The sequence below is a fragment of the Aestuariibius insulae genome (genome assembly GCF_040783535.2).
Lineage (GTDB): Bacteria > Pseudomonadota > Alphaproteobacteria > Rhodobacterales > Rhodobacteraceae > Aestuariibius > Aestuariibius insulae.
Window position 1 is genome coordinate 72,419 of record NZ_JBFONW020000002.1, and the last position, 26,998, is coordinate 99,416.

Genomic DNA, 26,998 nt, shown 5'->3' on the forward strand with positions numbered 1-26,998 from the left:
GATGGTCAGTCTTTCAGGCTTTCTTCGCGAAGGCCGTCGGCCAGCAGGTTCAGCCCTAGCACCAGCGTCAGAAGCGCGACGGCAGGGGGCAGAGCGGGGTGCGGGTAGATCGAGAGCAGCTTGCGGCCCTCATTGATTGTCGAGCCCCAGTCGGGGCTCTCGGGCGGCAAGCCGAGGCCGAAGAAGCCGAGCGTACCCAGAAGGATGGTCGTGTAGCCGATACGCAGGCAGAAATCGACGATGAGCGGTCCCCGTGCATTAGGCAGGATTTCCCAGAGCATGATGTACCACGCGCCCTCACCCCGGGTCTGGGCAGCAGCCACGTAATCGCGCGTCTGGATATCGAGCGCGAGCGAGCGGACGATGCGGAAGACCGTGGGTGCGTTCACGAAAACCACTGAGACGAAGACAACGAGGATCCCTCCATTGATGGTGATAGGATCGATCGCATTGGGCAGGATCTGAAGCGGCGTGCCGCGTTGGGAGATGATCGCCAGGTAGGTGAAGCCGGCGATGCCCAGAACGACAATCAACAGCCCGGTGCGGAAGGTCGGCTGCGTGTAGTAGCGCGAGTTCAGGAGCACTCCGAGAAAGATCACCGGGAAAAGAAAGAGGACAGCGGCCATGTAGCTGGGGATGCCGGTCGCGACGATCTCGGGCGTGACCAGCAAATAAAATAGCAGGATCACTGGAAAGGCGAGGATCAGGTTGGCCAGAAAGCTTAGAAAGGTATCGAGCGCTCCGCCGTAATATCCCGCCGGAAGACCCAGCGTGATGCCCACCATGAAGGCGAAGAGTGTGGCTAGCGGGGCGATCTGGATCACAATCCAGGCGCCTTCGACCATACGCGAGAAGATATCTCGGGCGAGGTTGTCTCCGCCCAGCAGGTAATGCGCGCCGACGCCCATCTCCTCGATCCCCGGAACGGGAACGCCGGGGATCTTGTTCTTGAGGCCCGAGACCTGCGAGAGCGGATCGTGAGTGATAATCATGTCGAGGGGCCCGCCGAAGATAGCGGTGAAGACCCAGAACATGACAAGGCCGAAGCCCACCATCCCAATCGGGCTGTCGAAAAGCTTTCCGTAGAGGCCGAGACGGCGTTTGAACGTGATCGAGAGGGCGAAAGTCGCGATGAGAGCGATCCAGACGGGAAGGAACCGCGCGGACATCGCGCCGATGATCCCGCCGGTGCCGTAGGGTGTCACGATCCCGCCCAACAGATAGGCGAGGACAACGAGGACGATGCCGAGAAAGCTCCACTTCATAGCTTCGCCGATCCATTCAAGCGGGCCGCGCTCCACCGACAGGGTCCCGTCCGCATTGGCGGTGGTCCGACCCGGTTGCAGGACAAAGCCGAGGATGAATTGTGCGACGGCAGCGACAGCGAAAACCGCCGCGAAGAGCGCCAGCAGCGGATTGAGGTAGGCGCCGAGCGTTCCGGTCCAGGTGAGCGGTTCCATGGGGCGGCTCCTTACGAGATGCGGATGCGGGGGTTCAGGAAGACGTAGCCGATATCCGAGATCAGCTGCGTGACTAGAACCACGATGACGGAGACGACCGAGACGCCCAAAAGCAGCTCGATATCGTTGTTCGATGCGGCCTGAACGAGGGTCCACCCGAAGCCCTTGTAGTTGAAGAGCGTCTCGACGATCACGACGCCGTTCAGGAGCCACGGGAACTGCAGCATGATTACCGTGAAAGGCGCGATCAATGCGTTTCTGAGCGCGTGTTTCAGCACGATATTGCGGAAACTGACCCCCTTAAGCCGGGCGGTCCGGATATATTGCGCTGTCATCACTTCGGTCATCGAGGCGCGGGTCATGCGAGCGATATAGCCCATCCCGTAAAGCGCGATTGTGATCACAGGCAGAGTGAAGTTGGCGAAGGTGATATCCTCCATCGCGCTGGTTGCTGTGCCCTTGAACCATTTGAGGCCCACTGCCGAGGAGGCGAAGATCGCGATGAAAAGCACGCCCGAGACGTATTCCGGCGTTGCAGTCGAGACGATGGAGACGGTCGAGAGCGTCCGGTCCGTGCGGCTGCCTTCACGCATGCCCGAGAGCACGCCGAGCAGGAGAGCTCCCGGCACCATCACGCACATCACCGCCAGCATGAGCCATCCGGTCAGGCCAAGCCGTTTGCCGACGATTTCGGCAACATCTTCACGAAAGACGGTGGAGGTGCCCCAGTCCCCCTGAAGGACCCCGCAAAACCGCGGGGTATCGTCCGTCGGGACGCCGTCGGGGGCGCAGCGGGCGCGGGTGCGGCCATCGCTGCCTTCGATGACATAGCCGGGCAGAACGCCGAGCCATTGGCCGTATTTGACCGGAAGCGGCTGCAGATAGCCTCGATTTTCAAGCCAGGAGACGACCTCGGTATCGGTCATCCGGCTATTGGCCTGGGTTTTAGCGAGTTTTTCGAGGTTCGGATAAAGGTTCGTCAGCGCGAAGACGATGAAGGTCAGACAAAGCGCCGTCAGAAGCATGATGCCTGCGCGCTGCAGGATAAAACGTCCCATGGATATCCTTTGTCTGCCGGATCTGCGGCTCGGAGTGTCTGAAGGTCGCTCAATAGAAACCGACCGGCTGCGAGGCCGGTCGGTCAAGCTTTATAAATTTAAGCCGTAAAGCCGAACTTATAGAGATGCATTTCGTGTGACGGATGCTTTTCGGCATTCACGACCGTGCCGTTGTGGTGCGTATAGAGCGAGCGCCAATAGGGCTGGATGATCACGCCTTCCTCGCGCAGGAGCGTCTGGATCTTCTCCATCACCTCCTTGCGGGCATCGGCGTCGGCGACCGAGTTCGCCTCGTTGATCAGAGCGTCATACTCGGCATTGTCGAACGCCGTCTCGTTCCACGCTTCGCCAGAGCGGTAGGCAAGAGTGAGGATCTGCACTTCAAGCGGGCGATGGTTCCACTGGGTGGAGCTGAACGGGTACTTTGTCCAATCGTTCCAGAAGGTGCTGCCAGGCAGGATGGTCCGTTTGATATTAAGGCCGGCATCCCGCATCTGCTCTGCCGCGGCATCGCCCGTATTACGCTGCCAGTCGTCGTCGATGGTGATGAGCTCGTGCTCGAAATCGGCCATGCCAGCCTCTTCCATCAGCGCGACGGCCTGCTCGGGATCATGCTCGGACGGACCGATATCGACATAGGCGGGATGAATTGGGCAGACATGATCGTTCGCCGCGACTTCGCCAAGGCCGGAATAGCCCAGCTCGAGGCAGACCGCGTTGTCCACAGCAAGTGCGAGCGCGCGGCGAACGCGGGCATCGGCGTAGGGCGTGACGCCGTCCACTTCAGCCGCTTGGTTGGGGCGCAGGACAGTCGTCGCGGCAGTGACGGTTTCGGATTTCTCCCAGCCGATCGCGTCCATCAGCTCGATGAATTCGCCGAGAGATTCGTAAAGCAAATCAATCTCTTCTGACTCAGCAGCTGCGGCCCAGGCTGCGGGGTCGGTGCCGTAATCGATGAACTCAATCCGGTCGAGATAGGGGCCACCATAGACGGATGTGCCCCACCATTCCTGCTCCGTCACGCGCTCGAGCACGCAGCGGACGCCAACCTCCATGCTGACCGGACGGAAGGGACCGGTGCCGATCCCGTTGTCGAACGGATCGCCGCCGTCATAGCTTGAGTGGGTGATGGCGGCTGGGTAGTCGGACATATTCGCAATGATCGCAATATCCGGGCTGGAAAGGGTAAGTTTAACAGTCGTATCGTCCACAATCTCGATCGCGCCATCGCGAGCCCGACCGGAGTCTTCGTCGATAAGGCCCCCGAACCGGCTGGCCATGGAGTTGCCCTCAAGCGATTTATCGCACCAGCCAGTGATGTTGCGGGCGACATCCTCAGCAGTGAAGTCGTCGCCATTGTTCCATTTGACGCCGGAACGAATGGTCAGGGTATATTCTGTGGCATCATCGTTGACGTCCCAGCTATCCAGCAACATGCCACGGAACGAGCCGTCGGCGTTGTATTCCACCAGATATTCAAGAAATCCGCGCGATTGGTTGCCTAGCTCGCTCCAGTCGTAGGTGCGCGGCTCTTTCATTGCCTTGACGCTCTGCTGGATGCGAAGCGTTCCGCCGTTCTGCATGTGCTCGGCGGCCTGGACGGAGCTGGAGAGGCCAATCATCGAGTACGCGGTCGCCGAGGCGACGCCGAGCGCGGTGGCGCGGGTCAGGAACTCACGGCGGCTGATCCTGCCGGCCTTCAGCTCTTCGGCATACATCAGCGCGGCTTTGTGCACTTTGGGTGCTGTTGTCTTTGTCATGTGGATCTCCCCATACGTTTTTTCTTTATTGTCAAAGTGATCAGGCGCGATCCCGATAGAGCTACCGGATCGATAGGCCTGTCGTCGTCGTGAACTGCAGTCCCCCTCGATGGCCATCCGGCCTTTGCAATCGTTACACGTCAATCAACCAGAACGGCATCAAAAGGTCGGTTTGCGACGTCTGCGCGTAATGAAAGCGACATATCCCGCGCAATGCAACCGCAAAGACGTGTGAAATTGGTCTTATCTATCAAGGATATGTGACGCGGACCCAGCGTTTCATACGGGCGCGGAACCAGGTGCGCTGCCGCTTGGCATATTGACGCGTCTGCACGATTGCCGCCTCTTTGGCAGCCTCGAGAGACATCTTGCCGTCCAGATGGGCAATCAGCTCGGTCGCTCCGATCGCTTTGGAGGACGGGAGGGCCGGATCGTAGTGCGGGCGCATCGCGCGGGCTTCGTCGAGGGCGCCAGATTGCAGCATGATATCAAAGCGTTGGGTGATCCGGCTTGCCAGCCAGTCGCGGTCCGCGTCGATCAGGATCGGTGTGGTCTGATTCAGCGGCAGCATCGGAGCGGGCGTCTCCGCCTGCCACGCGGCCAGCGGCTTGCCGGTCGCGCGCAGGACCTCCCAAGCGCGCTGGACGCGGGCGCGGTTGGCGGTGTCGATCCGGGATTTCGTTTCGAGATCAAGCTCTTGCAGGAGGCCCTCGAGAGAAAGCGCGTCGCCTTCGGTGCGGATCTCCGGCGGCACGGGAGGGATAGGCGCGAGCCCTTCGGTGAGCGCCAAGACGTTCAGGCCGGTACCGCCGACGATAATGGGCCGGGGGCCGCCGAGGAGGGGTGTGATGTCGCGAAGCCATTGACCCGTCGAGTAAATTTCCGATGGCGGAACGTGACCGTAGAGTGCGTGAGGGGCGCGGGCCTCGTCCTCTGGCGAGGGTCTGGCGGTCAGGATGCGCCATCCGTCATAGACCTGGAGGGCATCGGCGTTGAGGATGGTGCCGCCTTGCCTCTCGGCGATCTCGAGCGCCAGGGCGGACTTGCCGCTGGCGGTCGGACCGGCGATGAGGACCGGCTTGTCTTTAGGAATATCATCTATTTTCATAGGATTAGGGGCCATATCGGCGGCAGGCTGCGGTATCGGGTAGTGGATGATGGATCGGCCATTGAACCATGGCTCCTTTTGCGACATTTTGCGGCGAAATCAAAGAGCGGGGGCACGGGTGCGATGGATGCGAGCAGGCAAACGGCCTTCCGACGGGTTCTTCTGAAAATCTCCGGTGAAGCCTTGATGGGCGATCAGGGCTACGGGCTTCATCCGCCGACCGTCGAGCGCATTGCGCGCGAGGTTGCGAGCGTTCACGAGATGGGCGTCGAGATCTGCATGGTCATCGGAGGAGGCAATATTTTCAGGGGCTTGCAGGGCTCTGCTCAAGGGATGGAACGGACGACGGCGGACTATATGGGGATGCTGGCGACGGTGATGAATGCGCTGGCGATGCAGTCCTCCTTGGAGGCTTTGAAGATCCATACTCGGGTCATTTCGGCGATCACGATGAACGAAGTGGCCGAGCCCTATATTCGCCGGCGTGCCGTTAGGCACTTGGAAAAAAAGAGAATTTGCATCTTTGCAGCCGGAACGGGGAATCCTTATTTCACGACCGACACGGCGGCCACGCTACGCGCTTCCGAGATGGCTTGCGAGGCGATCTTCAAGGGGACGAAAGTGGACGGCGTCTATGACAAGGACCCGGCCAAGCACGATGATGCAAAGCGTTATGAAACAGTGACTTACGACGAGGTCCTGCAAAAGCATCTGGGTGTGATGGATGCCTCGGCGATTGCTTTGGCACGGGACAATAATCTGCCGATCATCGTCTTCTCTCTGGATGAGCCGGGAGGGTTTCGGGGCATCCTGGCGGGGGAAGGCACCTCGACGACGGTGCACGGCTAGACGCGCCGCAGCGCTCGGGTTCGAATCGAGGGTTAATTCTCGGATTTCCGCGAAATCGGCGTGTCGGTATCCGGTCGGTATTCTGTCGGTATCCGGTCGGTGGATTTTCGGGATGACTTGGGGTTAAGGCTCCGAACGCGAGGCGGTCGAGGCAACGGACTTAATCGGGTCCAGATGCCTCTTCGGTCTTTTCGCTTTCCTACGGTTTGAGTCGCTGCCGATGGGAGGCCCCTGCGCAAGGCCGGGACGGGACTGCCTGTCGGCCGCAAGACGACATATCTGGAAACCGTCGGCCCGCGCGGCTATACCGCGCGAAACGACAAGACGAATGGACCAACGCCATGGCAGACGATTTCGAACTGGATACCGATGACCTTGAACGGCGGATGGACGGCGCGATGAGTTCGCTTCGGACGGAGTTTGCGTCGCTTCGGACCGGGCGGGCCAGCGCGTCGATGCTGGAGCCGGTGATGGTCGATGCCTATGGCTCTCCGACGCCGATCAACCAGGTGGGGACGGTCAACGTGCCTGAGCCGCGGATGGTGACGATCAATGTCTGGGACAAAGGGCTCGTCAATAAGGTCGAGAAGGCGATCCGCGAGAGCGGGTTGGGGATCAATCCGCAGATGAATGGCACGATCATCATGCTGCCCATTCCCGAGCTGAACGAGGAGCGGCGGCGCGAGCTGACCAAGGTTGCGGCGAGCTATGCGGAGAATGCGCGGGTCTCTGTCCGCAACATCCGCCGCGACGGGATGGACCAGATCAAGAAGGCGAAGGCCGATGGGATGTCCGAGGACGACCAGAAGTTCTGGGAGGCCGCGGTTCAGGAGCTGACGGACAAGCATATCAAGGCCGTCGATGCGCAGCTCGAGACCAAGCAAGGCGAGATCATGCAGGTGTGAGCGCCGTCGTGGAAATGCTCCAGTGGAGCATTTCAGGCGCGAACGGGCGGAGCCCCCGAGCCAGCGTGACATCGTCCGGTGGAGCGATCGAGAGCCGAACGGGCGGAGGTGAAGCTCTGTCCACTGGAGGTGGCGAGCCGTCCAGTGGACAGATCGAGAGCTGAACGGGCGGAGCCCAGAGGATCAGGCGGTCGCTTGTGGGTGAAGGAGAGGTCCCGGCGCGGGGGCCGGGACGTAGGCGGTTGGTGCGCCTAGTATTGCAACCGGGTGCTGCCGCAGTTGCTGCGCAACCGCTTACCAGCACGCGTCACATGCAAAGCATGTGACGTAGAGGTTCCGGATCAAGTCCGGGACATAGGCTGGTGGTGTGCCCGGTATTGCAACCGGGTGCTGCCGTAGTTGCTTCGCAACCGCTTACCAGCACGCCTCACATGCGGGGCATGTGACGTTTATGCGTGAAAACTGCGCGAAAACTGACCTGATCCTAGGGAGGAGTGGGTGGTGCTGGCGGGCGGGGGCCGTTATGGCTTAACCCAACGAGAGGTGCATATCGCGCCGGTAAGGGAGGCCCTATGGCCGATCAGGATATGAAGGCGATGCGCGCGGGACCGCAGCATGTTGCGATCATCATGGATGGTAATGGCCGATGGGCCCAGGCGCGGGGCCGGCCCCGGCTGTTCGGGCACCATGCGGGCGCGCGGCGCGTGCGCGAGATCGTGGAGGCTTGTCCGGATCTGGGGGTCAAGTACCTGACGATCTTTGCTTTTTCGACCGAGAACTGGAAGCGCACGCAGACGGAAGTTGCCGGTCTGATGAAGCTCTTCAAGCGGTATATCGAACGCGAGGCGCGCTCGCTTTTGGAAAACGGTGTGCGGGTGCGATTCATCGGCGACCGGATGCGGCTGGAGGACAAGCTGGTCGCGATGATGGACGAGCTTGAGCTTTTGACCAGCGGCAATGACCGGGTCCATCTGACGATTGCGCTCAATTACGGCGGCCGGGACGAGGTCGCGCGCGCCACAAAGCGGCTGGCCTATGATGTGAGCGTGGGCGCGCTGTCTTACAAGGATGTGACCGACGAGACGCTGGCGCGCTATCTCGACACGCGTGTTCTGCCCGATCCCGATCTGGTGATCCGCACGAGCGGGGAGGCGCGGATCAGCAACTTCCTGCTCTGGCAGTCAGCCTATAGCGAATACGAATTCGTGGATACTCTGTGGCCCGATTTCACGCGCGGCGAGTTTGCCAAGGTGCTGGACGGCTATGGTGCGCGTGACCGGCGGTTCGGAGCCGTGAAGGCCTGAGATGACGCCGCTGGGGCTGCCCGATCCGGGAAAATGGGATGATTTGACGGTCCGGACCGTGTCCGGGCTGGCGATCGCGGGCGGCGGCATTCTGGCGATCCTCGTGGGCGGCGTCTGGTTTCAGATGCTGGCGGTTTTTGTCACTGCGATCATGGTCTGGGAGCTGTGGATGATGATCCGCCCGCAGGTGCCCACGACGGGCGCCTTGTTGGCCGCGGGGGTGGCGAGCGTTCTGTCGGGGCTGCTTGTCTCGGACCGGGCGCTGTTCCTGGTGTTCATGCTGATTGTGCCTGTTGTCGGGGCGGCTGTGCTGAAGACCGAGCGGAAGACGTTCTTTTTGTTTGCGCTTGGCATTCAGATCGCGGGTTGGGGGCTTGTGGTGTTTCGCGAGGATTTCGGCGCGCTCTGGCTGCTTTGGCTGATCCTCGTGGTCGCGGCGACGGATGTGTTCGGCTATTTCGCGGGGCGGGCCTTTGGCGGGCCGAAGTTCTGGCCGAAGGTCAGCCCCAAGAAGACCTGGAGCGGGACAGCGGCGGGATGGGTCGCGGCCGCCGTGGTGGGATGGGTGTTCCTGCTTTTTACCAATGCCGGTTGGGATATCGTCTGGATTTCTGCGCTGTTGAGCTTTTCTTCACAGATGGGCGATATCGCCGAAAGCGCATTGAAACGGCGGATGAATGTGAAGGATTCCAGTACGCTGATCCCGGGGCATGGCGGGCTTTTTGACCGGTTCGACGGGCTTTTGGGCGCGTCGCTTTTCATGCTGTTCGTGGCCTTGGTCGTTGACGTGCCGGGTGTCGCCTTTTGAGACGGGTCAGCGTTTTTGGGGCGACAGGATCGGTGGGGCGGCAGACGCTTGATCTGATCGGGCGGGCGGCCGGTGAGTATCAGGTCGTCGCGTTGAGCGCCGGGACGGATGCGACGGCTTTGGCCGAGCTGGCGCGGGAGCATCGGGCAGAGCTTGCGGTGATCGCCGATGAGGCGGCCTTGCCGGAGCTGCGCGCGCGGCTGACGGGCAGCGGGATCGAGGCGGCAGGCGGGCCGGGTGCGTTGGTCGAGGCGGCGGAGCGGGAGGCGGACTGGGTCATGTCCGCCATCGTCGGAGCTGCCGGGATCGCGGTGTCGCTGGCGGTCGCGGGGCGCGGCGGGACGCTGGCGCTGGCCAATAAGGAGACGCTGGTGGCGGCGGGGCCATTGCTGATGGCCGCGGCGGAGCGGTCGGGGGCGACCATTCTGCCGGTCGACAGCGAGCATTCGGCAGTCTTTCAGGCGCTTGCGGGCGAGGATTTGCGGTCGGTCGAGCGGGTCATCATCACGGCGAGCGGGGGCGCATTTCGGAATCGCCCGCTGGAGGAGCTGGCCCATGTGACGGTCGACGAAGCGTCCTCGCATCCGAACTGGGATATGGGGCAGCGGATCACGATCGACTCCGCCTCGATGTTCAACAAGGCGCTGGAGCTGATCGAGACAAAGGAGTTCTTCGGCATCCCGCCCGAGAAGATCGAGACGGTGGTCCACCCCGAAAGCCTGGTTCACGCGCTGGTCGGCTATATCGATGGGGCGCTGATGGCCCACGTAGGCCCGCCCGATATGCGCCATGCGATCGGTTATGCGCTGCACTGGCCCGAACGGCGGGATCTGCCGGTGGCGCGGCTCGATCTGGCCGAGATCGGGCAGCTGACCTTCCGCGCACCCGATCCGGCGCGCTATCCGGCGCTTGATCTGGCGCGGCGGGTGATGGAAACCGGCGGGCGTGCCGGAGCGGCTTTCAACGCCGCCAAGGAGCAGGCGCTGGACGGGTTCATCGCCGGGCAGATCGGATTTCTGCGGATGGCGGAGGTCGTCGAAGGGACGCTCGACGCGATGTCAGCGGAAAACGGCCTTGGAAATGCCGTCGATGACTTAGATATGGTCATGGAGACAGACAGGACGGCGCGCGATTATGCGCGGCGCCTCATGCGAGCGGACAGGGAATAGCGGTTTGGAGCAGTTCATCGACGCCTCGGGCGGGTTCCTGTGGATCATGGCGGCCTTTGTGGTGGCGCTGTCGATCATCGTCGCGATCCATGAATACGGGCATTACATTGTCGGGCGCTGGTGCGGAATCGGGGCGGAGGTGTTCTCGATCGGTTTCGGGCCGGTTCTGTTCTCGCGCGTCGACAAGCGCGGGACGAAGTGGCAGTTCGCGGCGCTTCCCTTCGGGGGCTACGTCAAGTTCAACGGGGATTCGAACGCGACCAGTGTGGTCGCCGACGGGATGCTCACAGCGGGCGATCATCCGCCGCCGCGCGATACGATGCTGGGCGCGCCTCTTTGGGCGCGGTCGCTGACGATCGCGGCGGGGCCGGTATTCAACTTCATCCTGAGCATCGTGATCTTCGCCGGGATCGGGCTTTATTTCGGACAGACGAAAAGTCCGTTGACGATAGGGGCCTTGCCACCTTTGCCCTACGAGGTTCAGGAGCTTGAAGAAGGTGATGTGATCCTGGCAGTGGGCGGAGAAGAGACGCCCGATGCCGCATCGATGAACGATCTTGCCTCTGAATTATCGTCGGAGCCCGTCTTTGATTACCGGATCCTTCGTGACGGAGAGGAGATGGTCGTCCAGGGTCCGCATCCCCATCCGGCCCGGGTCTTGTTCGTGGGGCCGCAGACAGCCGCCTTTGACGTCGAGGTCAAGGAAGGCGACGTGATCACCGCGATTGATGGCGATCCGATCGTGGCGTTTCAGGATATTATCGACAAGGTGACGGCGGCCGAGGGGCGCCCCGTCGTTCTGGATATCTGGCGCGACGGGCGCGAGTTGCAGTTCACGCTTAGCCCGAGGGAAACCGACAGCCCGCTTCCGGAAGGCGGGTTCGAGAAGCGGTATCTCATCGGCATTTCTGGCGGTGCGTTCTTTGAGCCGGCGACCGAGCGGCCTGGCGTCTTTCAGGCAATCTGGGGTGGCGTGCTTCAGGTCTGGGGGCTGATCACGATGACCTTCGAGGCGATTGCCGCGATTGTTCAAGGCGTGATTTCCACCTGCAACCTGTCGGGTCCGATCGGGATCGCGCAGGTTTCGGGCGCGGTGGCCAGCCAAGGGCTGGACGATTTCATCCTCTTTATCGCGGCGCTTTCGACGGCGGTGGGGCTGATCAACCTTTTCCCGATCCCGGTTCTGGATGGCGGGCATCTGGTCTTCAATGCCTATGAGGCGGTGGCCCGCAAACCCCCGTCGCAGCAGGCGCTGAAGATCCTGATGGCTTTTGGCATCGCGCTGTTGGGCTGTCTGATGATCTTTGCAATTTTCAACGATTTGAGATGTTAGGACAGGATCCCTCCGGATCGTTGCCCACTTTGTGCCATATTCGAAGCGTAGTTTCAGGCTGTCCAAAGTGATGGAGCAGTATCGATGCATACGCTGACCCAAGGTGTTCAGGGATTTGCCTTTCTTATCGAGTTGAATCGCGACCGGCTGCTGTCCGTGCTCGTTCTGGGCGGTGCAATGTGGGCCGGAGCCTATCTGGCGACGCTCTGAAAGGTCCAGATTGGGCTGGCGCGATTGATCGAAATCCGACGTAGACGTTTTGACAACCTACCCGACTTTAGCTAATCGTCGCCAGTAACGATAACGGGCAATGAACAGGGCGGGTCGATGATGCGGGGTCTATGCGCGGCGGCGCTGAAACGAGGCTCGGTTGGGCCTCGTCTTTGGTTTTTCTCTCTTTTTATGAGCCTCTTTCTGAGTCTCGGCGCGGCGTCAGAGGCGCAGCAGTTCCGGTTCAACCAGGTGTTGATCGAGGGCAACCAGCGGGTCGAGGCCGCGACCATCCTGACCTTCGCGGGGATCACGCGCGGCGAGGCTTTGAGCGCCGGCGAACTCAACGATGCGGCGCAGCGGATCCGGGCCTCGGGCCTGTTCGAAAGCGTGGATATCGTCCCGCAGGGCGGGACGCTCGTGATCCGGGTGGTCGAGTTTCCGACGATCAACCGCATCGCTTTTGAGGGCAATTCAAGGCTGTCTGATGAGGATCTGGGATCGCTGGTCGAAAGTCAGTCGCGCCGGGTCTACAGCCCGTCCCAAGCCGAGCAGGATACGGCGATTATCACGGAAGCCTATGCGCAGCAGGGCCGGATTTCGGCCACGGTGACGCCGCGCATCATCCGCCGCAGCGACAACCGCGTCGATCTGGTTTTCGAGATTTTTGAAGGCGGGCTGACCGAGATCGAGCGGATCAGCTTTGTTGGCAATACCGAATATTCCGACCGGCGATTGCGCCGCGTGCTTGAAACCAAGCAGGCCGGTCTGTTCCGCCAGGTCATTGGCCGGGATACATTCGTGGCGGACCGGATCGAGTTCGACCGCCAGGTGCTCACGGACTTCTACCGCTCGCGCGGCTATGTCGACTTTCAGGTTCAGAACGTGGATGCGGCCCTGACGCGGGAGCGGGATGCGTTTCTCATCACGTTCAACGTGCAAGAAGGGCAGCAATTCCGGTTCGGCCGGATCGGGGTGAGCAGCGATCTGCAGGAGATCGACGCGGATGCCTACAGTGATGCGATCCGTTTGCGGCCGGGTGTTGTCTTTAATCCCGCGCTTCTGGAGGCCGAGATTTCGAGGCTTGAGGTCCTGGCCCTCAGACAAGGGCTGAACTTCGTGCGGGTCGAGCCGCGGATCACACGCAACGACCGGGCGCTCGAGCTGGATGTGGACTTCGTGCTGAGCCGGGGCGAGCGTGTTTTCGTCGAGCGGATCGATATCGAGGGCAACACAACGACGCTCGACCGGGTCATTCGTCAGCAGTTCCGCGTCGTCGAGGGCGATCCCTTCAATCCCCGCGAGATTCGGGCCGCCTCGGAGCGGATCCGGGCGCTGGGCTTCTTTGCCGATACCAGTGTCGAGACGCGCGAAGGCTCGTCGCCCGATCAAGTGGTCGTCGATGTGGATGTCGAGGAGCAGCCGACGGGATCATTGGGCTTTGGGGCCAGCTTTTCAACCGATAGCGGGGTCGGCTTTGCTGCGAACTTCCGGGAGCGGAATTTCCTGGGACGCGGGCAGCTTTTGGCCTTTGACATCTCGACGGCGGAGTCGAGCCAGGCCCTGAGCCTCGATTTTGCCGAGCCGGCCTTTCTGGGGCGGGATCTGCGGTTTGGGCTGGATCTGGGATACCGGACGACGGACAACGAAAATGCGCTTTACGACACGCAATCGCTGACGTTCAGCCCGTCGCTGACCTTTCCGGTCAGCGAGAATGGCAGGCTGACGGTGCGCTACCGCTTGCAGGCGCAGGATCTGCTGGACGTGCAGGGCGAGCGGACGAGTGATCCCGATGACCGGGCGAGCCTTCTGATCTTTGAGGAGGCCGAGGACGGTCTGCTGGTTTCAAGCGCGCTGGGCTATTCCTACAGCTACGATTCGCGGCGGTCGGGGTTCAATCCGACGGGCGGGGTGGTTTTGCGCTTTGGCCAGGATTTTGCCGGTCTGGGCGGGGATCAGACGTTTATCCGGACCAGCTTTCTGGCGGCGGCCGAACGGCAGATCTTTGGAGAGGACGTGACCCTGCGGGCCACGCTGGAAGGCGGGGCGCTGACCTTCTCGGACGGGGAAAGCCGGGTGACGGACCGCTTCTTTCTTGGCAGCCGGGTAATGCGCGGCTTCGAAGGCGGCGGGATCGGTCCGCGCGATGCGGAGACGGAGGATGCGCTTGGCGGCAATCTCTTTACCGTTCTGCGGCTCGAGACGGAGTTTCCGCTGGGTTTGCCGGAGGAATACGGGATCTCTGGCGGCGCGTTCATCGATTACGGGTCGGTCTGGGATGTGGGCCGGGAGGTCGACGGTGTGGATATCCTTTACAACGATTTCACGCCGCGCGGCGTGGCGGGGCTCGCTTTGTTCTGGACGACGCCCATCGGGCCGTTGCGGTTCAACTTCACCAATGCCTTCCTGAAGGAAGAGGAAGACCGCGACCGCAGCTTCGATATCACGATCCAGACCCGGTTCTGATCCGATGCGTGCTGTGATCGCTGCGCTGGTCCTGATCTGGGCCGGTGCGGTTCAGGCGCAGGAGGAGTTGGACCCGTCGCCGATCCTGGTCTTCGACTTCGAGAGGGTCCTGTCCGACACTCAGTTCGGGCGGCGCGTCGGCGAAGAGTTCGAAACGGCGGGCAATACGCTTGAGATGGAGAACAGCGCCATTCAGGAATCGCTGGAGGCCGAAGAGCAGGCGATCAGTGAGCGGCGCCCGGATCTGACGCCCGAGGCGTTTCAGCTGGTGGCCGAGGAGTTCGACGCCAAGGTGCAGAGCATTCGCCGCGAGCGCGACGCGCGAGAGGATTTGCTGCGCCAGATCCCGTCGGAGGCGGAGCGGCGGCTGAGGCCTGTGGTGAATGCTGTGCTGCTCGAGATCATGGCCGAGCGGGGCGCGCTCGTCGTGCTGGAGCGGCGCGACGTTTATGTGAGCGTGACCGCGGTCGATGTGACCGAACCCATTGTCGAGAGGGTCGATGCCCGGATCGGGGCAGGGCGAGAGGTCATGGATGTCCGCGTGCTTCTTCAGCAGAACGGACCGCCCGAGGTCGTACCGCCCGAAGAGGTCCCGGCATCAGAGCCGTAGCGCGTGTCCTTGCCCGCGCGGGAGGTTGGGGCTAACTGTCGCGGAAGACTGATCAGGAAAGGCGCCCATGTCCGACACTCCGACGACCGCAGATATCGATCTGATCCAGCGCATCCTGCCTCATCGCTATCCGTTTCTTCTGGTGGACAAGGTCCGCGATATCGACGGGACCTCCTCGGCGGTGGGGATCAAGAACGTCACCTTCAACGAGCCGCATTTTCAGGGCCATTTTCCGGGCGCGCCGATCATGCCGGGCGTGACGATCGTAGAGGCGATGGCGCAGACGGCCGGCGTCATGGTGGGCGTGGGGCTGGGGCTGCAGGACAGCAACATGCTAATCTATTTCATGGCGATCGATGGCTGCAAGTTCCGCCGCAAGGTCGGCCCCGGCGATGTGCTTGAGATGAAGCTGGAGACGCTCCGCGGCAAGCCGGGCGGCAAGGTCTGGAAGTTCAAGGGCGTGGCCACGGTCGATGGCGAGATGGCGGCCGAAGCGGAGTTCACCGCGATGATGGATTTGGGCGCATCGTGACGCGCGCGGCCCAGATCCATTCGAGTGCCATCGTCGAGCCGGGCGCGCAGGTCGGCGCGGGCTGCATCGTCGGGCCGTTCTGCCATGTCGGGCCCGATGTGGTGCTCTGCGACGGGGTGGAGCTGAAATCCCATGTGGTCGTCACCGGCGATACGGTCATCGGCGAGCAGAGCGTAGTCTTTCCCTTCTGCGTCATCGGAGAGATCCCGCAGGACCGCAAATTCGAGGGCGAGGCAACGCGGCTGAGGATCGGCGCGCGCAACCGGATCCGCGAGCATGTGACGATGAATACCGGCACGGCGGGCGGCGGCGGGGTAACGCGCGTGGGCGATGACGGGCTCTTTCTGGCGGGCTGTCATGTCGCCCATGACGCGCGGATCGGCGACCGGGTGACGATGGTGAACTCGTCTGCCGTGGCCGGCCATTGCATCATCGAGGATGACGTGATCCTTGGCGGGCTGTCCGGGGTGCACCAGTTCGTGCGGATCGGGCAGGGCGCGATTATCGGGGCGGTGACGATGGTGGCGCAGGATGTGATCCCTTACGGTCTGGTTCACGGACCGCGCGGGCAGCTGGAGGGGCTGAACCTCGTGGGCCTCAAGCGCAAGGGTGTGAGCCGGTCTGACATCACTGCTTTGCGGGCCGCGTTTCAGGCGCTGCGACAGGGGGACGGCACGTTTCACGACCGTGCCAGGCGGCTCGCCGATGAAAGCGAGAGCGCCTATGTGGACCGAATGCTGGCCTTCGTGCTGGAGCAGAGTGACCGGCATTTCCTGACGCCGATCTGATGGCTTTGGCGCTTTTCGCCGGGCAAGGAGAGCTGCCGGGGCTGGTGGTCGCCGCCTGCCGCGCGCGGGGCGAGCCCGTGGTACTTTGCGAGATGGAGGGCGTTGAGGTTTCCGCGCCGGGTGCCGGGCAGCGCTTGTCCTATCGGCTGGAGACTTTGGGAACGCTGATTTCAGAGCTGCATCGGCGCGGTGTGGACCGGGTTGTCTTTGCCGGGGCGATGACGCGACCGTCTCTTGATATGGCACGGGTGGATGCGGCGACGGCGCCGATCCTTGCGCGACTGCAGCCGGTCTTTGCGCGCGGGGATGATGCGCTTTTGCGCGAGATCGTGGCGATTTTCGAGGAGGCCGGATTTGCCGTGGTCGGTGTGCATGAGGTTGCGCCGGAGCTGCTGCCGAAGGTCGGGGTGTTGACGCAAGCTGGTCCTGATGCAGCGTTGAAGGCGGATGCGGCACGTGGCGCCGAGGTCGTGGCCGCCATGGGGGCCGCCGACATAGGACAGGCTTGCGTGGTCGCGGGCGGGCAGGTGCTCGCGGTCGAGGCGATCCCGGGGACGGCGTGGATGCTGCGCTCGCTGATGGTTCCCGAGGCGCGCGATGAAGAGAACCCGGTGCTTTGGGCGGCTGATGCGGTGGGGGACATGCTGGGCGATGTGGCCGATTGGCTCTCGGGACCGGAAGCACCGCGCAGTGGGGCGAGCAGTCGCGATCCCGCCCTGCCGCCGGGCGGGATCCTCTACAAAGCGCCGAAGCCGGGGCAGGAGCGGCGGATCGATCTGCCGGTGATCGGGCCTGAGACGGTGACGTTGGGCGCCGCGGTTGGCTTGGACGGGATCGTCACCGAGGCAGGCGGGGTTATGGTGATCGACCGCCCGCGCTGCGTGGCTTTGGCGGACCGGCTCGGGCTGGTTTTGTGGGTGCGCGGGTGAAGGTCTTTGTGATCGCCGGAGAGCCGTCGGGCGACAAGCTGGGCGCGGCTTTGATGGCGGGACTGAAGGAGCTGGCGCCCGGTGTGGTCTTCGACGGGGTCGGGGGCGCGGGGATGATCGGGGAAGGTTTGATCAGCCGGTTCCCAATGGAAGAGCTGAGCGTGATGGGTCTGGCCGAGGTGCTACCGCGCTATTTCGATCTCAAGCGGCGGATCGCGGAGATGGCAGAGGCGGTGCTGGAGGCGCAGCCGGATGTGCTGATTACCATCGACAGCCCCGATTTCTGCCTGCGGGTGGCGAAACGGGTGAAGGCGACGTCGAGCATCCGGATCGTACATTACGTGGCGCCGACGGTCTGGGCTTGGCGCCCCAGGCGGGCTGAGAAGATGGCGGCTTTGGTCGATCAGGTTCTGGCGCTTTTGCCGTTCGAGCCGCCTTACATGGAGGCCGCGGGGGTGGCCTGCGATTTCGTCGGTCATCCGGTGGTGGCCGAGCCTCTGGCGACGGAAGCGGATGCCGCGCGCTTTCGATCAGTGGCGGGGATCGGCGATGCGCCTTGCGTTCTGGTCCTGCCGGGCTCTCGCCAGGGAGAGGTCGCGCGGCTTGCGCCGGTCTTCGGGAAGGTGCTGGAGCGGGTCGTTGCTGTGCAGCCCGATCTGCGAGTCGTCGTGCCGACGGTCTCAGGGGTGCGAGACGATGTGGTGCGGCTGACGAAGACGTGGGCGGGCGATCCTTTGGTCTTGGGTCCGGACGGCTTTGACGGGTTTGCCTCCGGGGATGCGAAGCGAGCGGCGTTTCGGGCGGCGGATGCGGCGCTTGCGGCGTCGGGGACGGTGTCGCTGGAGCTGGCCGCGGGGGGCACGCCGATGGTGATCGCCTATGACATGGCGTGGCTGAGCCGGCAGATCATCGGGCGGATGCTGCGGGTCGATACGGTGACGCTCGTCAATCTGGTAAGCGAGACCCGGGCGGTGCCGGAATTCATCGGGGCGGACTGTGTGCCCGAGAAGATTGCGCCTGCACTTCTGGACGTGCTGGACGGGCCCGAGGCCCAAGCGGAGGCGATGCGGCTGACGATGGAGCGGCTCGGCGCGGGCGGAGAGGCGCCTGGGCTAAGAGCCGCGCGGGCGGTGCTGGACCGGTTGTGAGGGGCGGGAACGGCGCGCCTGCCCTCTGTTCCACAAGGTGTCATGGATGTCGAGTTTTGAGATCTGCTCCGCTGTGGCGCATTGGCTTGGTTTCGATTTTCGTCAGTCCGATGCGTTCGGGCCGATCTTCGGGACCGAGAACCGTATGGGCCAAACCCATCGCTTCGAGTATTTTGATAAGCCAATAACCGGGATCTGTTTGGTCTTTTCCGATTCCGAGATTAGCCGAATGCGGGAAAGCGTGGTGATTGGAATGCCAGTTTTCGCCAAAGGTGATCAGACCGAGGCCGCGAAGGTTGTACCCCTGAACCGGCAGGCCCACAATATACCAGCCTTGGTGCCCGGTTTTGTGTGCATAGTGCCCGACCAGCCAATGGCCGATCAGCGAGACAGCAACGCGCAGGCAGACGCCCCATAGAACAAAGCCGATGCCCCCACCGAGAAAGAGCGGGATGGCAATGAAGAGTTGTTGGGCCATCCAGTGACGCTCGATCCATTGGTAGACGGGATCGTCGGCGATTTCAGACTCGATCTCGAAACGCGGAGGGTGGTCGAGATCGTAACGGCAGTGCATCTGCCACCAAGCATCGCGCCAGAAACTGGCGTTGTGGCTTGGATGCGGCGGGCACTCGGATTGACGCTGGTGCCAATCGCGCATGTCGTGGGCGCGGATCATGCCGAATGGACCTGCCATGCCGACGAGGGTGCCAAGCCAGACGAGGAGGTATTCAAGCCATTTTGGTGTTTGAAACGAGCGGTGGATGAGCAGGCGATGCATACCGACAGAGTGCCCTGCACAGATCGTGATGGCGGTTGTTCCGAGAAACACTAGAAAACCGCCCCAGCTTGGAGTGAGGGTGATCGCTGCGAGGCCACCAAGGATCATCGCAAAGAGCCAGAGCGATTTAGAAATGTCCCAACGAGTTGTACCGGTCATGGCGTCGGTTGAACTATCGGATAAAACGCGTTCCGTGGCATATAGGCGCATCTTGAAACCTCGAAGGCGAGAAGATAAATCTATAAGAATAAAGATATATAACTAATAAGTTAAAAGGTGAAATCATGTCAAGCCCCGATAAGGTGTTTGAGGCTTTGGCGTCAACCGCGCGGCGCAGGATACTCGCCTATTTGTCGGAGGGCCCTCTGACCGCCGGTGTTGTGGCAGATCGGTTTGAGATGTCTCAACCGGCTGTTTCCAAGCATCTTTCAATCTTGGAAGCGGCGGACCTGATCTGGAAGAAGCGCGAAGGTCAATTCGTAAAATACGGCATGAAGGCCGATAACCTTGGAAGCACGTTGGCCAAGTTTATGCAGGAGGTCTGTCCGCCAAGCCGGACCCTTAAGGCAGAACGGTGCGCGGAAAGTGACCCGGATTGAAGTCTACCGTCACAAATCGATACTGAGATGTCGGCAGGCTTTATGTAATCGCAGTCTGGTCTCAGCCTTTGTGGATCCAGCCGCCGCCAAGCACGCGGGTGCTGCCGGGGTCGTAGAAGACGCAGGCCTGGCCGGGAGAGACGCCGATTTCGGGGGTCATGAGCTCGATTTCGGCTTCAGTGGCTGAGATCGGGTGCAGGACCGCGTCGCCCGAGGGGCGGGTGGAGCGGATCTTGACCTCGACCGTTTGGCCTTTCGCCTCTTCAAAGGGGCCGTCCCCGAGCCAGTTGATCTCGCGCACGGGGATGCGGCGGGTGGCCAGAGCCTTGCGCGGGCCGACGATGACGCGGCGGGTTTTGACGTCGAGTTTGATGACGTAGAGCGGATCGCTCAGCCCGCCGATGCCGAGGCCGCGGCGCTGGCCGACCGTGTAGTGGATGACGCCGGTATGGGTGCCGAGCACGCGGCCTTCGGTATCCACGATCTCGCCGGGATCGGCCGCGCCGGGGCGCAGCTTTTCGATGACGGCGGCGTAGTCTCCGTTCGGCACGAAGCAGATGTCCTGACTGTCAGGCTTGTCCGCGACAGGAAGGCCGTAGCGTTTGGCGAGCGCGCGGGTTTCGGCCTTGCTGTGCAGGTGGCCGAGGGGGAACCGCAGGTAGTCCAACTGCTCGGACGTGGTCGAGAAGAGGAAATAGCTTTGGTCGCGCGCAGTATCGGCGGCGCGGTGAAGCTCTGGGCCATGGGTGCCCATCTTGCGCTGGATGTAATGGCCCGTGGCCATGCAGTCGGCGTCGAGATCCTTGGCCGTGGCGAGCAGGTCCTTGAACTTGACCCGTTCGTTGCAGCGGATGCAGGGCACGGGGGTCGCGCCGCCCAGATAGCTGTCGGCGAATTCGTCAATCACTGCGTCCTTGAAGATGTTTTCATAGTCCAGAACGTAATGGGGAAAGCCCATCTCTTCGGCGACGCGCCGGGCGTCATGGATGTCGCGTCCTGCGCAACAGGCCCCTTTCTTGGCGAGGGCCGCGCCGTGATCGTAAAGCTGGAGCGTCACGCCAACCACATCGTAGCCCTCTTCGGCCAGCTGCGCGGCCACAACAGAGCTGTCCACGCCGCCGGACATGGCAACGACGACGCGCGTGTCGGCGGGGGCCTTGGCAAAGCCGAGCGAATTGATCGCGGGATCGAGGGGCATGGGATCAGCTCCGGTAAAGTCGGGCGGAATATATGAAAATGCAAGATACTAACAAGGGCGGCTTTCACCGCTCCTTAAGCCTGACGCTGCGATATGAAGCCCGCGACAGGCAGAAAGGAAACCAGCGAGATGTATTTGCGAAAGATCGACGGCCCGCGCGCCGTCACGTTGCCCGATGGCAGCGTCATGACCCGGGCGGATCTTCCCGATCCGGGGACGGGCCGATGGGTCGCATCGCGCAAGGCGGCGGTGATCCGTGCGATTCAGGGTGGCCTGATCACGTCCGAAGAGGCGATATCGATGTACGAGCTGTCCGAAGAAGAGCTTTTGGGTTGGTCTAGTTTAGTCGATAGTCACGGAGAAGCCGCATTGAAGGCCACTGCACTGCAAAAATATAGACAACTTTAGGATGAATGCGCAAAAGTTATAGGCGAGTAACTTATGATTAACCTTTCCTCGACAGGGTTCAGACCCATGGAACGCGGATCGTCAAGGGGCCGGCATGTGCCGGGGCGGGGTAGCGTCGAGTAAACGAGAGAGCGGAGACAAAACGTCATGCGAGTATTGCTGGTCGAAGACGATCCAACGACATCGAAGAGCATCGAACTGATGCTATCCCACGCCAATCTGAACGTCTATGCGACGGATCTGGGAGAAGAGGGGATCGATCTGGCCAAGCTGTACGACTACGATCTTATTCTTCTCGATCTCAATCTGCCGGATATGAACGGCTATGACGTGCTGCGGCAATTGCGCCTGGCGCGCATCGAGACGCCGATCCTGATCCTGTCGGGCAGTGACGACACGGAAAGCAAGCTGAAAGGCTTTGGCTACGGCGCTGACGATTACCTGACAAAGCCGTTCCATCGCGAAGAGCTTGTTGCCCGGATCCACGCGATCATCCGGCGCTCAAAAGGGCATTCGCAGTCGATCATCCGAACGGGCCGGATCACGGTAAATCTCGATGCCAAGACGGTGGATGTCGACGGTAGGCCTGTCCATCTGACCGGCAAGGAATACCAGATGCTGGAGCTTCTGAGCCTGCGCAAGGGGACGACCCTGACCAAGGAGATGTTCCTGAACCATCTTTATGGCGGCATGGACGAGCCTGAGCTGAAGATCATCGATGTCTTCATTTGCAAGCTGCGCAAGAAGCTTGCCGCCGCGACCGATGGCGACAACCATATTGAGACGGTCTGGGGCCGGGGATATGTCCTGCGCGATCCTGAACCGTCCACACTCGCAACGGATCGGATCGCGATCGGCGCCTGATGGGATGGCGGCCCTGACCGGGTCGCCTTCTTTCCGCGATATAGAAGCGATGCATCAGATATCGGGCGGTGTCCGATCTTTTCGCGAGACAGGTAGCGGTATAGGAGCACGCGATATCTAGGCCCGATCCCGAACCGCTGGACGGGATCGCGGGCCGACCCTATCACTTAGGCTGCAAGACGCAGAGCATGCCGGAGTGGCCTCATGGACGATCCTTCTTCCGATGAACGTTCGGCGTTCTCGTGGCCGGCAAACGGTCAGGGAAAGTCGAAAGCTGGTGAGGCTGAGGTCCCTGAGCGCTTGGTCAAGGATCTGCTTTCTTTAAGCGCAGACGAGGTGAGCGAGGTCGATGCCGAGGCGGTGCTGGCGCGTTTGGCCGAGGTCCTTGGCGTTGCAAATGACGCTTACCATGGGGATGACGCGCCGGATCTGTCGGATGCGGATTACGACGCACTCAAACAGCTGAACGCCGCATTGGAAGCGCGGTTTGCGTCTTTCAAGCGGGCTGACAGTCCGAGCGATCTGGTCGGGGCTGCGCCGAAGGAAGGGTTCTCGAAAGTCACCCATGCCGAGCGGATGCTGTCGCTGGGCAACGCCTTTACTGACGAGGACGTCGCGGATTTCGTCAGCGGGATCGGGCGATATCTGGGAGTGGACGGGCCGATTGCATTCACGGCCGAGCCAAAGATCGATGGCCTGTCGCTTTCCTTGCGATATGAGAAAGGCGTGCTCGTGCAGGCCGCGACGCGTGGGGATGGCCGCGTTGGTGAGAACGTGACCGCGAATGCGCGCACGATCGGGGACATCCCGCAAAAGATCGAGGGTGCTCCCGACCTGCTGGAAGTGCGCGGCGAGGTCTATATGAGCCACGCCGATTTCGCCGATCTGAACGCGCGGCAAGAGGCGGACGGCGGCAAAACCTTCGCCAATCCGCGTAATGCGGCGGCCGGATCGCTGCGGCAGCTGGATGCGGAGATCACGAAGGCGCGCCCTTTGAAGTTCTTTGCCTATGCCTGGGGAAGCCTGTCGGAACCGTTGGCCAAGACACAAAGCAAGGCGCTCGAGCGGTTCGAAGCGATGGGGTTCGAGGTGAACGCGCTGACCCGCCGGTGCGAGAGCGTCGAGGAGATGATCGCGCATTACGCGCAGATCGAGGCGAACCGTGCGACGCTGGGCTACGACATCGATGGGGTCGTCTACAAGGTGGACGATCTGGACTATCAGCGGCGGCTTGGACTGCGTTCGACCACGCCGCGCTGGGCGATCGCGCATAAATTTCCAGCAGAGCTGGCTTGGACGCGACTTGCGGGCATCGACATTCAGGTCGGCCGGACCGGCGCGCTTAGCCCCGTAGCGCGGCTCGATCCGGTGACGGTGGGCGGGGTCGTCGTCTCGAACGCGACGCTGCACAACGAGGATTATATCGCGGGTCGCGATGCCAACGGCGCGCCGATCCGCGAAGGTCGCGATATCCGCGTCGGCGACCGGGTGCAGGTCTATCGCGCGGGCGATGTCATCCCCAAGATTGCCGATGTGGATCTGAGCCAACGGCCCAAGCAGGCCAGGCCCTACGTCTTCCCGGAGGTTTGCCCCGATTGTGGATCGGCGGCGGTGCGCGAGGAGGGGGATGCCGTCCGGCGCTGTACCGGCGGGCTGATCTGTCCTGCTCAGGCCGTTGAAAAGCTGAAACATTTCGTTAGCCGGGGGGCCTTCGATATCGAAGGGCTTGGCTCGAAACAGGTCGAGCAGTTCCATGCCGAGGGCTGGATCGCGGAGCCTGCGGATATCTTCGCATTGCAGAAGCGGCATGGCGAGGACCTGCTCCAACGCGAGGGGTGGGGGGAGAAATCCGCATCTAACCTGTTTGCGGCGATCGAGGAGCGTCGGAGAATTGCCCTTGCGCGGCTGATCTTTGCCCTGGGGATCCGGCATGTGGGCGAGGTCGCGGCGTCGGATCTGGCGCGGCATTTCGGAAGTTGGGAGGCGCTGGCCGGGGCGGCGGATCTGGCCGCGCCTGCGGCGGAGCGATATCTCGCCGCCGATGCGGCCGAACTGGCAGAGCGTGAGGCGGCGGCAAGCGAGGGGCGTCGTGCGGCGGTCAAGAAGGCGCGCGATGCGGTCTGGGATGCCGGTCCGGTGACGCCCGAGGCGCGCGCGGCCTGGGAGGATCTGGTCGGGATCGACGGGATCGGAGCGACGGTCGCGGTCTCGCTCGTGACGACTCTGCAGCAGGCGGCGGAGCGGGCCTCGATCGACCGTCTGGTGCGGTTGCTCACGGTCGAGGCGCCCGATGCGGTGGCGACGGGTAGCGCGGTGGCCGGCAAGACGGTGGTCTTCACCGGATCGCTGGAGCGGATGACCCGGGCCGAGGCCAAGGCGCGGGCCGAAGCGCTCGGGGCCAAGGTCTCCGGTTCGGTCTCGGCCAAGACGGATCTGGTCGTGGCCGGTCCGGGGGCGGGATCGAAGGGCCAGAAGGCGGCCGAGCTGGGGATCGAGACGCTCGACGAGGATGGCTGGCTGGCCCTGATCGGAGAGGCATGAGCCGTCCGGAGGTTCTGTTCCCGCTTTTCGCCGATCTAACCTCGCTTGAGGGGGTCGGAGCGAAGACGGCGGCGGTGATGGCCGCCCTTCGGGTCCAGACGCCGCGCGATCTGTTGATGACGCTGCCACATACGGTCGTGGATCGCAGGCGGCGCGAGACGGTTCAGGGCGCGCCGCTGCCGAGCGTTTTGACGGTTGAGGTCGAGGTACAGCGGCACCGCCCGCCCAACCGCCGGGGCGGGCCCTACCGCATCGATGTAACCGACGCTCAGACGGCGTTTCAGATCCTTTATTTCCGGGGCGGCGATTACCTGACGCAGCTTCTGCCGGTCGGCCAACGGCGGCTTGTGTCGGGCAAGGTGGAGCTGTTCGACGGGTTGGCGCAGATGGTCCATCCTGATCACGCGGTTCCGCTGGAGGAGGCGGAAACGCTTCCTCTGTTCGAGCCGGTTTATCCGCTGGTCGCCGGGGTGACGCAGAAGGGGATGGCGAAGGCGGTGAGCTCTGCCCTGGCGCGGGCGCCGGAGCTGGCGGAGTGGATCGATCCGGCTTTGAGGGTGCGGGAGGGTTGGCCGGGATGGCGGGCGGCGCTGGAGGCTGCCCATCATCCGGAGGGCATCGCCGGTCTGGCGGATCCGGCGCGGCAGCGGCTGGCCTATGACGAGATCTTTGCCCATCAGGTGACGCTTGCCTTGGCGCGGGCTCGGGACCGGGCCTTGCCGGGACGAGCAAGCGCCGGGGATGGGCGGCTCAGGGCGAAGATCCTTGGCTCCTTGCCGTATGAACCGACGGGGGCGCAAATGCGCTCGATCGAGGAGGTCGTGGGGGATCTGGCGCGTCCGGTGCGGATGAACCGGTTGCTGCAGGGCGATGTCGGCTCGGGTAAGACGCTAGTCGCCTTCTGCGCGCTGCTGGCCGCCGTGGAGGCGGGCGGGCAGGGCGTGATGATGGCGCCGACAGAGATCCTCGCGCGGCAACATCTGGAGGGGCTCCAACCCCTGGCCGAGGCGGCGGGCGTGGTGCTTGAGATCCTGACCGGCCGCGACAAGGGGACGGAGCGACGAGCCAAGCTGGAGGCGCTGGCGGGCGGGCAGATCCAGATCCTTGTCGGTACCCATGCGGTGTTCCAGCGGGATGTGGGCTTTGCCGATCTGCGGCTTGCGGTCGTGGACGAGCAGCACCGGTTCGGGGTTCGCCAACGGCTGGAGCTGGGCGCGAAAGGCGAAGCGGTCGACGTGCTGGTGATGACGGCGACGCCCATTCCGCGCAGTCTGGAGCTAGCGCAATACGGCGATATGGAGGTGTCGGTTCTCGACGAGAAGCCGCCGGGGCGCAGGCCGGTGACGACAGCTTTGGTGGCGACAGCGAAGATGGATCAGGTGATCGAGCGGCTGCGCGCGGCGGTGGCCGAGGGGCGGCAGGCCTACTGGGTCTGCCCCTTGGTCGAGGAAAGCGAGACGCTCGACATGACCGCCGCCGAGGAGCGGTTCAAGGCGCTGCGTGCGGCCCTTGGTGAAGGCGTCGTCGGGTTGGTGCACGGGCAGATGCCGCCTGCCGAGAAGGATGCGGCCATGGCGCGGTTCGTCGCCGGTCAGACCAGCGTGCTGGTCGCGACGACGGTGATCGAGGTCGGGGTGAACGTGCCGAATGCGTCGATCATGGTGATCGAGCGGGCGGAGAGTTTTGGACTTGCGCAACTGCACCAGCTTCGGGGTCGTGTGGGGCGCGGGGCGGCGGCGTCGACCTGTCTGCTGATGTATCAGGCGCCGCTGAGCGAAAGCGGCGAGCGGCGGCTTCAGATATTGCGCGAGACCGAAGACGGGTTTCGGATCTCGGAGGAGGATCTTGCAATGCGGGGGGCGGGCGATGTCATCGGAACCGCGCAATCGGGGCTGCCGCGCTTCCGGATCGCCGATCTGGAGCGGCAGGCGGGGCTGATGGCGACGGCGCGGTCTGATGCGCGCGCGCTGCTGGTAGGCGATCCCGATCTGACGGGAGAGCGGGGGCAAGCGGTGCGGGTTCTGTTGTGGTTGATGGAGCAGGATAAGGCAATTCGTTTGATATCAGTTGGTTAGGGTTGAAAACCTGTTTTGTTCTCAGATGTTCTTAAAAAGTTCTTTACAGAACTGTTCATAAATGAGAACAAAAGGTCAACGAAACGAAGGAGACAGCC

General features: G+C 62.6%; 25 protein-coding genes. 18 read left to right on the top strand and 7 right to left on the bottom strand.

Annotated elements, in window-relative coordinates:
• Positions 1 to 5: 5 nt before the first annotated feature.
• The 5 genes from AAD018_RS06645 to AAD018_RS06665 form a co-directional block, all read right to left on the bottom strand.
• Positions 6 to 1,460, bottom strand: coding sequence for an ABC transporter permease (locus tag AAD018_RS06645; protein ID WP_367314719.1), 1,455 nt, complete (start codon positions 1,458 to 1,460; stop codon positions 6 to 8).
• An 11-nt stretch (positions 1,461 to 1,471) separates the two neighbouring features.
• Positions 1,472 to 2,518, bottom strand: a complete 1,047-nt coding sequence (locus tag AAD018_RS06650; RefSeq protein ID WP_367314720.1) for an ABC transporter permease — start codon at positions 2,516 to 2,518, stop codon at positions 1,472 to 1,474.
• A 98-nt stretch (positions 2,519 to 2,616) separates the two neighbouring features.
• Entirely contained in the window at positions 2,617 to 4,278 is a 1,662-nt protein-coding gene (locus AAD018_RS06655; RefSeq protein ID WP_367314721.1) for an ABC transporter substrate-binding protein, read from the bottom strand.
• Between the two features lie 250 nt (positions 4,279 to 4,528).
• On the bottom strand, positions 4,529 to 5,386 hold the full coding sequence (miaA, locus tag AAD018_RS06660) for a tRNA (adenosine(37)-N6)-dimethylallyltransferase MiaA (RefSeq protein WP_367314722.1): 858 nt from the start codon (positions 5,384 to 5,386) through the stop codon (positions 4,529 to 4,531).
• A gap of 99 nt (positions 5,387 to 5,485) precedes the next feature.
• Positions 5,486 to 5,644 (bottom strand): hypothetical protein, encoded by a 159-nt coding sequence (locus tag AAD018_RS06665; protein ID WP_412005229.1) that lies wholly within the window; start codon positions 5,642 to 5,644, stop codon positions 5,486 to 5,488.
• Between AAD018_RS06665 and pyrH the strand changes: the two genes are divergently transcribed.
• The 13 genes from pyrH (at position 5,570) to lpxB (ending at position 18,437) form a co-directional block, all read left to right on the top strand.
• Positions 5,570 to 6,235 (top strand): UMP kinase, encoded by a 666-nt coding sequence (gene pyrH, locus AAD018_RS06670; protein ID WP_412005225.1) that lies wholly within the window; start codon positions 5,570 to 5,572, stop codon positions 6,233 to 6,235. The two genes, AAD018_RS06665 and pyrH, sit on opposite strands and share 75 nt — an antisense overlap.
• A 341-nt stretch (positions 6,236 to 6,576) precedes the next feature.
• Positions 6,577 to 7,140, top strand: a complete 564-nt coding sequence (gene frr, locus AAD018_RS06675) for a ribosome recycling factor (protein WP_367314724.1) — start codon at positions 6,577 to 6,579, stop codon at positions 7,138 to 7,140.
• Positions 7,141 to 7,712: 572 nt separating this feature from the next.
• A complete protein-coding gene (uppS, locus tag AAD018_RS06680; RefSeq protein ID WP_367314725.1) occupies positions 7,713 to 8,444 on the top strand; it encodes a polyprenyl diphosphate synthase in 732 nt (243 codons plus the stop codon).
• A 1-nt stretch (position 8,445) separates the two neighbouring features.
• A complete protein-coding gene (locus tag AAD018_RS06685) occupies positions 8,446 to 9,252 on the top strand; it encodes a phosphatidate cytidylyltransferase (RefSeq protein ID WP_367314726.1) in 807 nt (268 codons plus the stop codon).
• The gene (gene dxr / locus AAD018_RS06690; protein WP_367314727.1) at positions 9,249 to 10,421 is read left to right on the top strand and encodes a 1-deoxy-D-xylulose-5-phosphate reductoisomerase; all 1,173 of its coding nucleotides are present in this window, start codon (positions 9,249 to 9,251) and stop codon (positions 10,419 to 10,421) included. Before AAD018_RS06685 ends, dxr begins: the two co-directional genes overlap by 4 nt.
• A 4-nt stretch (positions 10,422 to 10,425) precedes the next feature.
• Positions 10,426 to 11,754 carry an RIP metalloprotease RseP gene (rseP, locus tag AAD018_RS06695; protein ID WP_412005206.1) on the top strand — a complete coding sequence of 443 codons (1,329 nt, stop codon included), beginning with the start codon at positions 10,426 to 10,428 and terminating at the stop codon, positions 11,752 to 11,754.
• Positions 11,755 to 11,838: 84 nt separating this feature from the next.
• Positions 11,839 to 11,964 (top strand): hypothetical protein, encoded by a 126-nt coding sequence (locus AAD018_RS06700; RefSeq protein ID WP_367314729.1) that lies wholly within the window; start codon positions 11,839 to 11,841, stop codon positions 11,962 to 11,964.
• 192 nt (positions 11,965 to 12,156) lie between these two features.
• Positions 12,157 to 14,430, top strand: coding sequence for an outer membrane protein assembly factor BamA (gene bamA / locus AAD018_RS06705; protein ID WP_367314730.1), 2,274 nt, complete (start codon positions 12,157 to 12,159; stop codon positions 14,428 to 14,430).
• Between the two features lie 4 nt (positions 14,431 to 14,434).
• The gene (locus AAD018_RS06710; RefSeq protein ID WP_367314731.1) at positions 14,435 to 15,040 is read left to right on the top strand and encodes an OmpH/Skp family outer membrane protein; all 606 of its coding nucleotides are present in this window, start codon (positions 14,435 to 14,437) and stop codon (positions 15,038 to 15,040) included.
• A gap of 67 nt (positions 15,041 to 15,107) precedes the next feature.
• Positions 15,108 to 15,572 carry a 3-hydroxyacyl-ACP dehydratase FabZ gene (gene fabZ, locus AAD018_RS06715; protein WP_367314732.1) on the top strand — a complete coding sequence of 155 codons (465 nt, stop codon included), beginning with the start codon at positions 15,108 to 15,110 and terminating at the stop codon, positions 15,570 to 15,572.
• Positions 15,569 to 16,360, top strand: a complete 792-nt coding sequence (gene lpxA / locus AAD018_RS06720) for an acyl-ACP--UDP-N-acetylglucosamine O-acyltransferase (protein ID WP_367314733.1) — start codon at positions 15,569 to 15,571, stop codon at positions 16,358 to 16,360. Before fabZ ends, lpxA begins: the two co-directional genes overlap by 4 nt.
• Positions 16,360 to 17,289 (top strand): LpxI family protein, encoded by a 930-nt coding sequence (locus AAD018_RS06725; protein WP_367314734.1) that lies wholly within the window; start codon positions 16,360 to 16,362, stop codon positions 17,287 to 17,289. Before lpxA ends, AAD018_RS06725 begins: the two co-directional genes overlap by 1 nt.
• Complete coding sequence (gene lpxB, locus AAD018_RS06730) at positions 17,286 to 18,437, top strand: lipid-A-disaccharide synthase (protein ID WP_367314735.1); 1,152 nt, start codon at positions 17,286 to 17,288, stop codon at positions 18,435 to 18,437. The genes AAD018_RS06725 and lpxB overlap by 4 nt, the downstream gene beginning before the upstream one ends.
• Before the next feature lie 40 nt (positions 18,438 to 18,477).
• On the opposite strand, the gene AAD018_RS06735 is transcribed toward lpxB, so the two are convergent.
• Positions 18,478 to 19,425: an acyl-CoA desaturase gene (locus tag AAD018_RS06735; RefSeq protein WP_367314736.1), complete on the bottom strand. Its 948-nt coding sequence runs from the start codon at positions 19,423 to 19,425 to the stop codon at positions 18,478 to 18,480.
• Between the two features lie 74 nt (positions 19,426 to 19,499).
• Here AAD018_RS06735 and AAD018_RS06740 point away from each other — a divergent pair, with 74 nt between their 5' ends.
• Positions 19,500 to 19,814: a metalloregulator ArsR/SmtB family transcription factor gene (locus tag AAD018_RS06740; protein ID WP_367314737.1), complete on the top strand. Its 315-nt coding sequence runs from the start codon at positions 19,500 to 19,502 to the stop codon at positions 19,812 to 19,814.
• Between the two features lie 61 nt (positions 19,815 to 19,875).
• Here the strand turns inward: AAD018_RS06740 and mnmA are convergent, their stop codons facing one another.
• Positions 19,876 to 21,012, bottom strand: a complete 1,137-nt coding sequence (gene mnmA / locus AAD018_RS06745; RefSeq protein WP_367314739.1) for a tRNA 2-thiouridine(34) synthase MnmA — start codon at positions 21,010 to 21,012, stop codon at positions 19,876 to 19,878.
• A gap of 129 nt (positions 21,013 to 21,141) precedes the next feature.
• Between mnmA and sciP the strand changes: the two genes are divergently transcribed.
• From sciP to recG, 4 genes are all read left to right on the top strand, one after another.
• Positions 21,142 to 21,420: a CtrA inhibitor SciP gene (gene sciP, locus AAD018_RS06750; RefSeq protein WP_367314740.1), complete on the top strand. Its 279-nt coding sequence runs from the start codon at positions 21,142 to 21,144 to the stop codon at positions 21,418 to 21,420.
• Positions 21,421 to 21,567: 147 nt separating this feature from the next.
• The gene (ctrA, locus tag AAD018_RS06755; RefSeq protein ID WP_367314741.1) at positions 21,568 to 22,284 is read left to right on the top strand and encodes a response regulator transcription factor CtrA; all 717 of its coding nucleotides are present in this window, start codon (positions 21,568 to 21,570) and stop codon (positions 22,282 to 22,284) included.
• Positions 22,285 to 22,488: 204 nt separating this feature from the next.
• Positions 22,489 to 24,825, top strand: coding sequence for an NAD-dependent DNA ligase LigA (ligA, locus tag AAD018_RS06760; protein ID WP_412005207.1), 2,337 nt, complete (start codon positions 22,489 to 22,491; stop codon positions 24,823 to 24,825).
• On the top strand, positions 24,822 to 26,900 hold the full coding sequence (recG, locus tag AAD018_RS06765; RefSeq protein WP_367314742.1) for an ATP-dependent DNA helicase RecG: 2,079 nt from the start codon (positions 24,822 to 24,824) through the stop codon (positions 26,898 to 26,900). Before ligA ends, recG begins: the two co-directional genes overlap by 4 nt.
• The last annotated feature ends 98 nt before the right edge of the window (positions 26,901 to 26,998 follow it).

What these genes read in the sequence shown, in the direction of transcription:
- AAD018_RS06710 (WP_367314731.1), top strand. Translation starts at nt 14,435, where the DNA reads ATGCGTGCTGTGATCGCTGCGCTGGTCCTGATCTGGGCCGGTGCGGTT.
- miaA (WP_367314722.1), bottom strand. Translation starts at nt 5,386, where the DNA reads ATGAAAATAGATGATATTCCTAAAGACAAGCCGGTCCTCATCGCCGGT.
- ligA (WP_412005207.1), top strand. Translation starts at nt 22,489, where the DNA reads ATGGACGATCCTTCTTCCGATGAACGTTCGGCGTTCTCGTGGCCGGCA.
- AAD018_RS06725 (WP_367314734.1), top strand. Translation starts at nt 16,360, where the DNA reads ATGGCTTTGGCGCTTTTCGCCGGGCAAGGAGAGCTGCCGGGGCTGGTG.
- fabZ (WP_367314732.1), top strand. Translation starts at nt 15,108, where the DNA reads ATGTCCGACACTCCGACGACCGCAGATATCGATCTGATCCAGCGCATC.
- AAD018_RS06655 (WP_367314721.1), bottom strand. Translation starts at nt 4,278, where the DNA reads ATGACAAAGACAACAGCACCCAAAGTGCACAAAGCCGCGCTGATGTAT.
- AAD018_RS06650 (WP_367314720.1), bottom strand. Translation starts at nt 2,518, where the DNA reads ATGGGACGTTTTATCCTGCAGCGCGCAGGCATCATGCTTCTGACGGCG.
- bamA (WP_367314730.1), top strand. Translation starts at nt 12,157, where the DNA reads ATGAGCCTCTTTCTGAGTCTCGGCGCGGCGTCAGAGGCGCAGCAGTTC.
- AAD018_RS06700 (WP_367314729.1), top strand. Translation starts at nt 11,839, where the DNA reads ATGCATACGCTGACCCAAGGTGTTCAGGGATTTGCCTTTCTTATCGAG.
- ctrA (WP_367314741.1), top strand. Translation starts at nt 21,568, where the DNA reads ATGCGAGTATTGCTGGTCGAAGACGATCCAACGACATCGAAGAGCATC.
- sciP (WP_367314740.1), top strand. Translation starts at nt 21,142, where the DNA reads ATGTATTTGCGAAAGATCGACGGCCCGCGCGCCGTCACGTTGCCCGAT.
- AAD018_RS06740 (WP_367314737.1), top strand. Translation starts at nt 19,500, where the DNA reads ATGTCAAGCCCCGATAAGGTGTTTGAGGCTTTGGCGTCAACCGCGCGG.
- AAD018_RS06645 (WP_367314719.1), bottom strand. Translation starts at nt 1,460, where the DNA reads ATGGAACCGCTCACCTGGACCGGAACGCTCGGCGCCTACCTCAATCCG.
- mnmA (WP_367314739.1), bottom strand. Translation starts at nt 21,012, where the DNA reads ATGCCCCTCGATCCCGCGATCAATTCGCTCGGCTTTGCCAAGGCCCCC.
- AAD018_RS06685 (WP_367314726.1), top strand. Translation starts at nt 8,446, where the DNA reads ATGACGCCGCTGGGGCTGCCCGATCCGGGAAAATGGGATGATTTGACG.
- recG (WP_367314742.1), top strand. Translation starts at nt 24,822, where the DNA reads ATGAGCCGTCCGGAGGTTCTGTTCCCGCTTTTCGCCGATCTAACCTCG.
- frr (WP_367314724.1), top strand. Translation starts at nt 6,577, where the DNA reads ATGGCAGACGATTTCGAACTGGATACCGATGACCTTGAACGGCGGATG.
- AAD018_RS06735 (WP_367314736.1), bottom strand. Translation starts at nt 19,425, where the DNA reads ATGCGCCTATATGCCACGGAACGCGTTTTATCCGATAGTTCAACCGAC.
- uppS (WP_367314725.1), top strand. Translation starts at nt 7,713, where the DNA reads ATGGCCGATCAGGATATGAAGGCGATGCGCGCGGGACCGCAGCATGTT.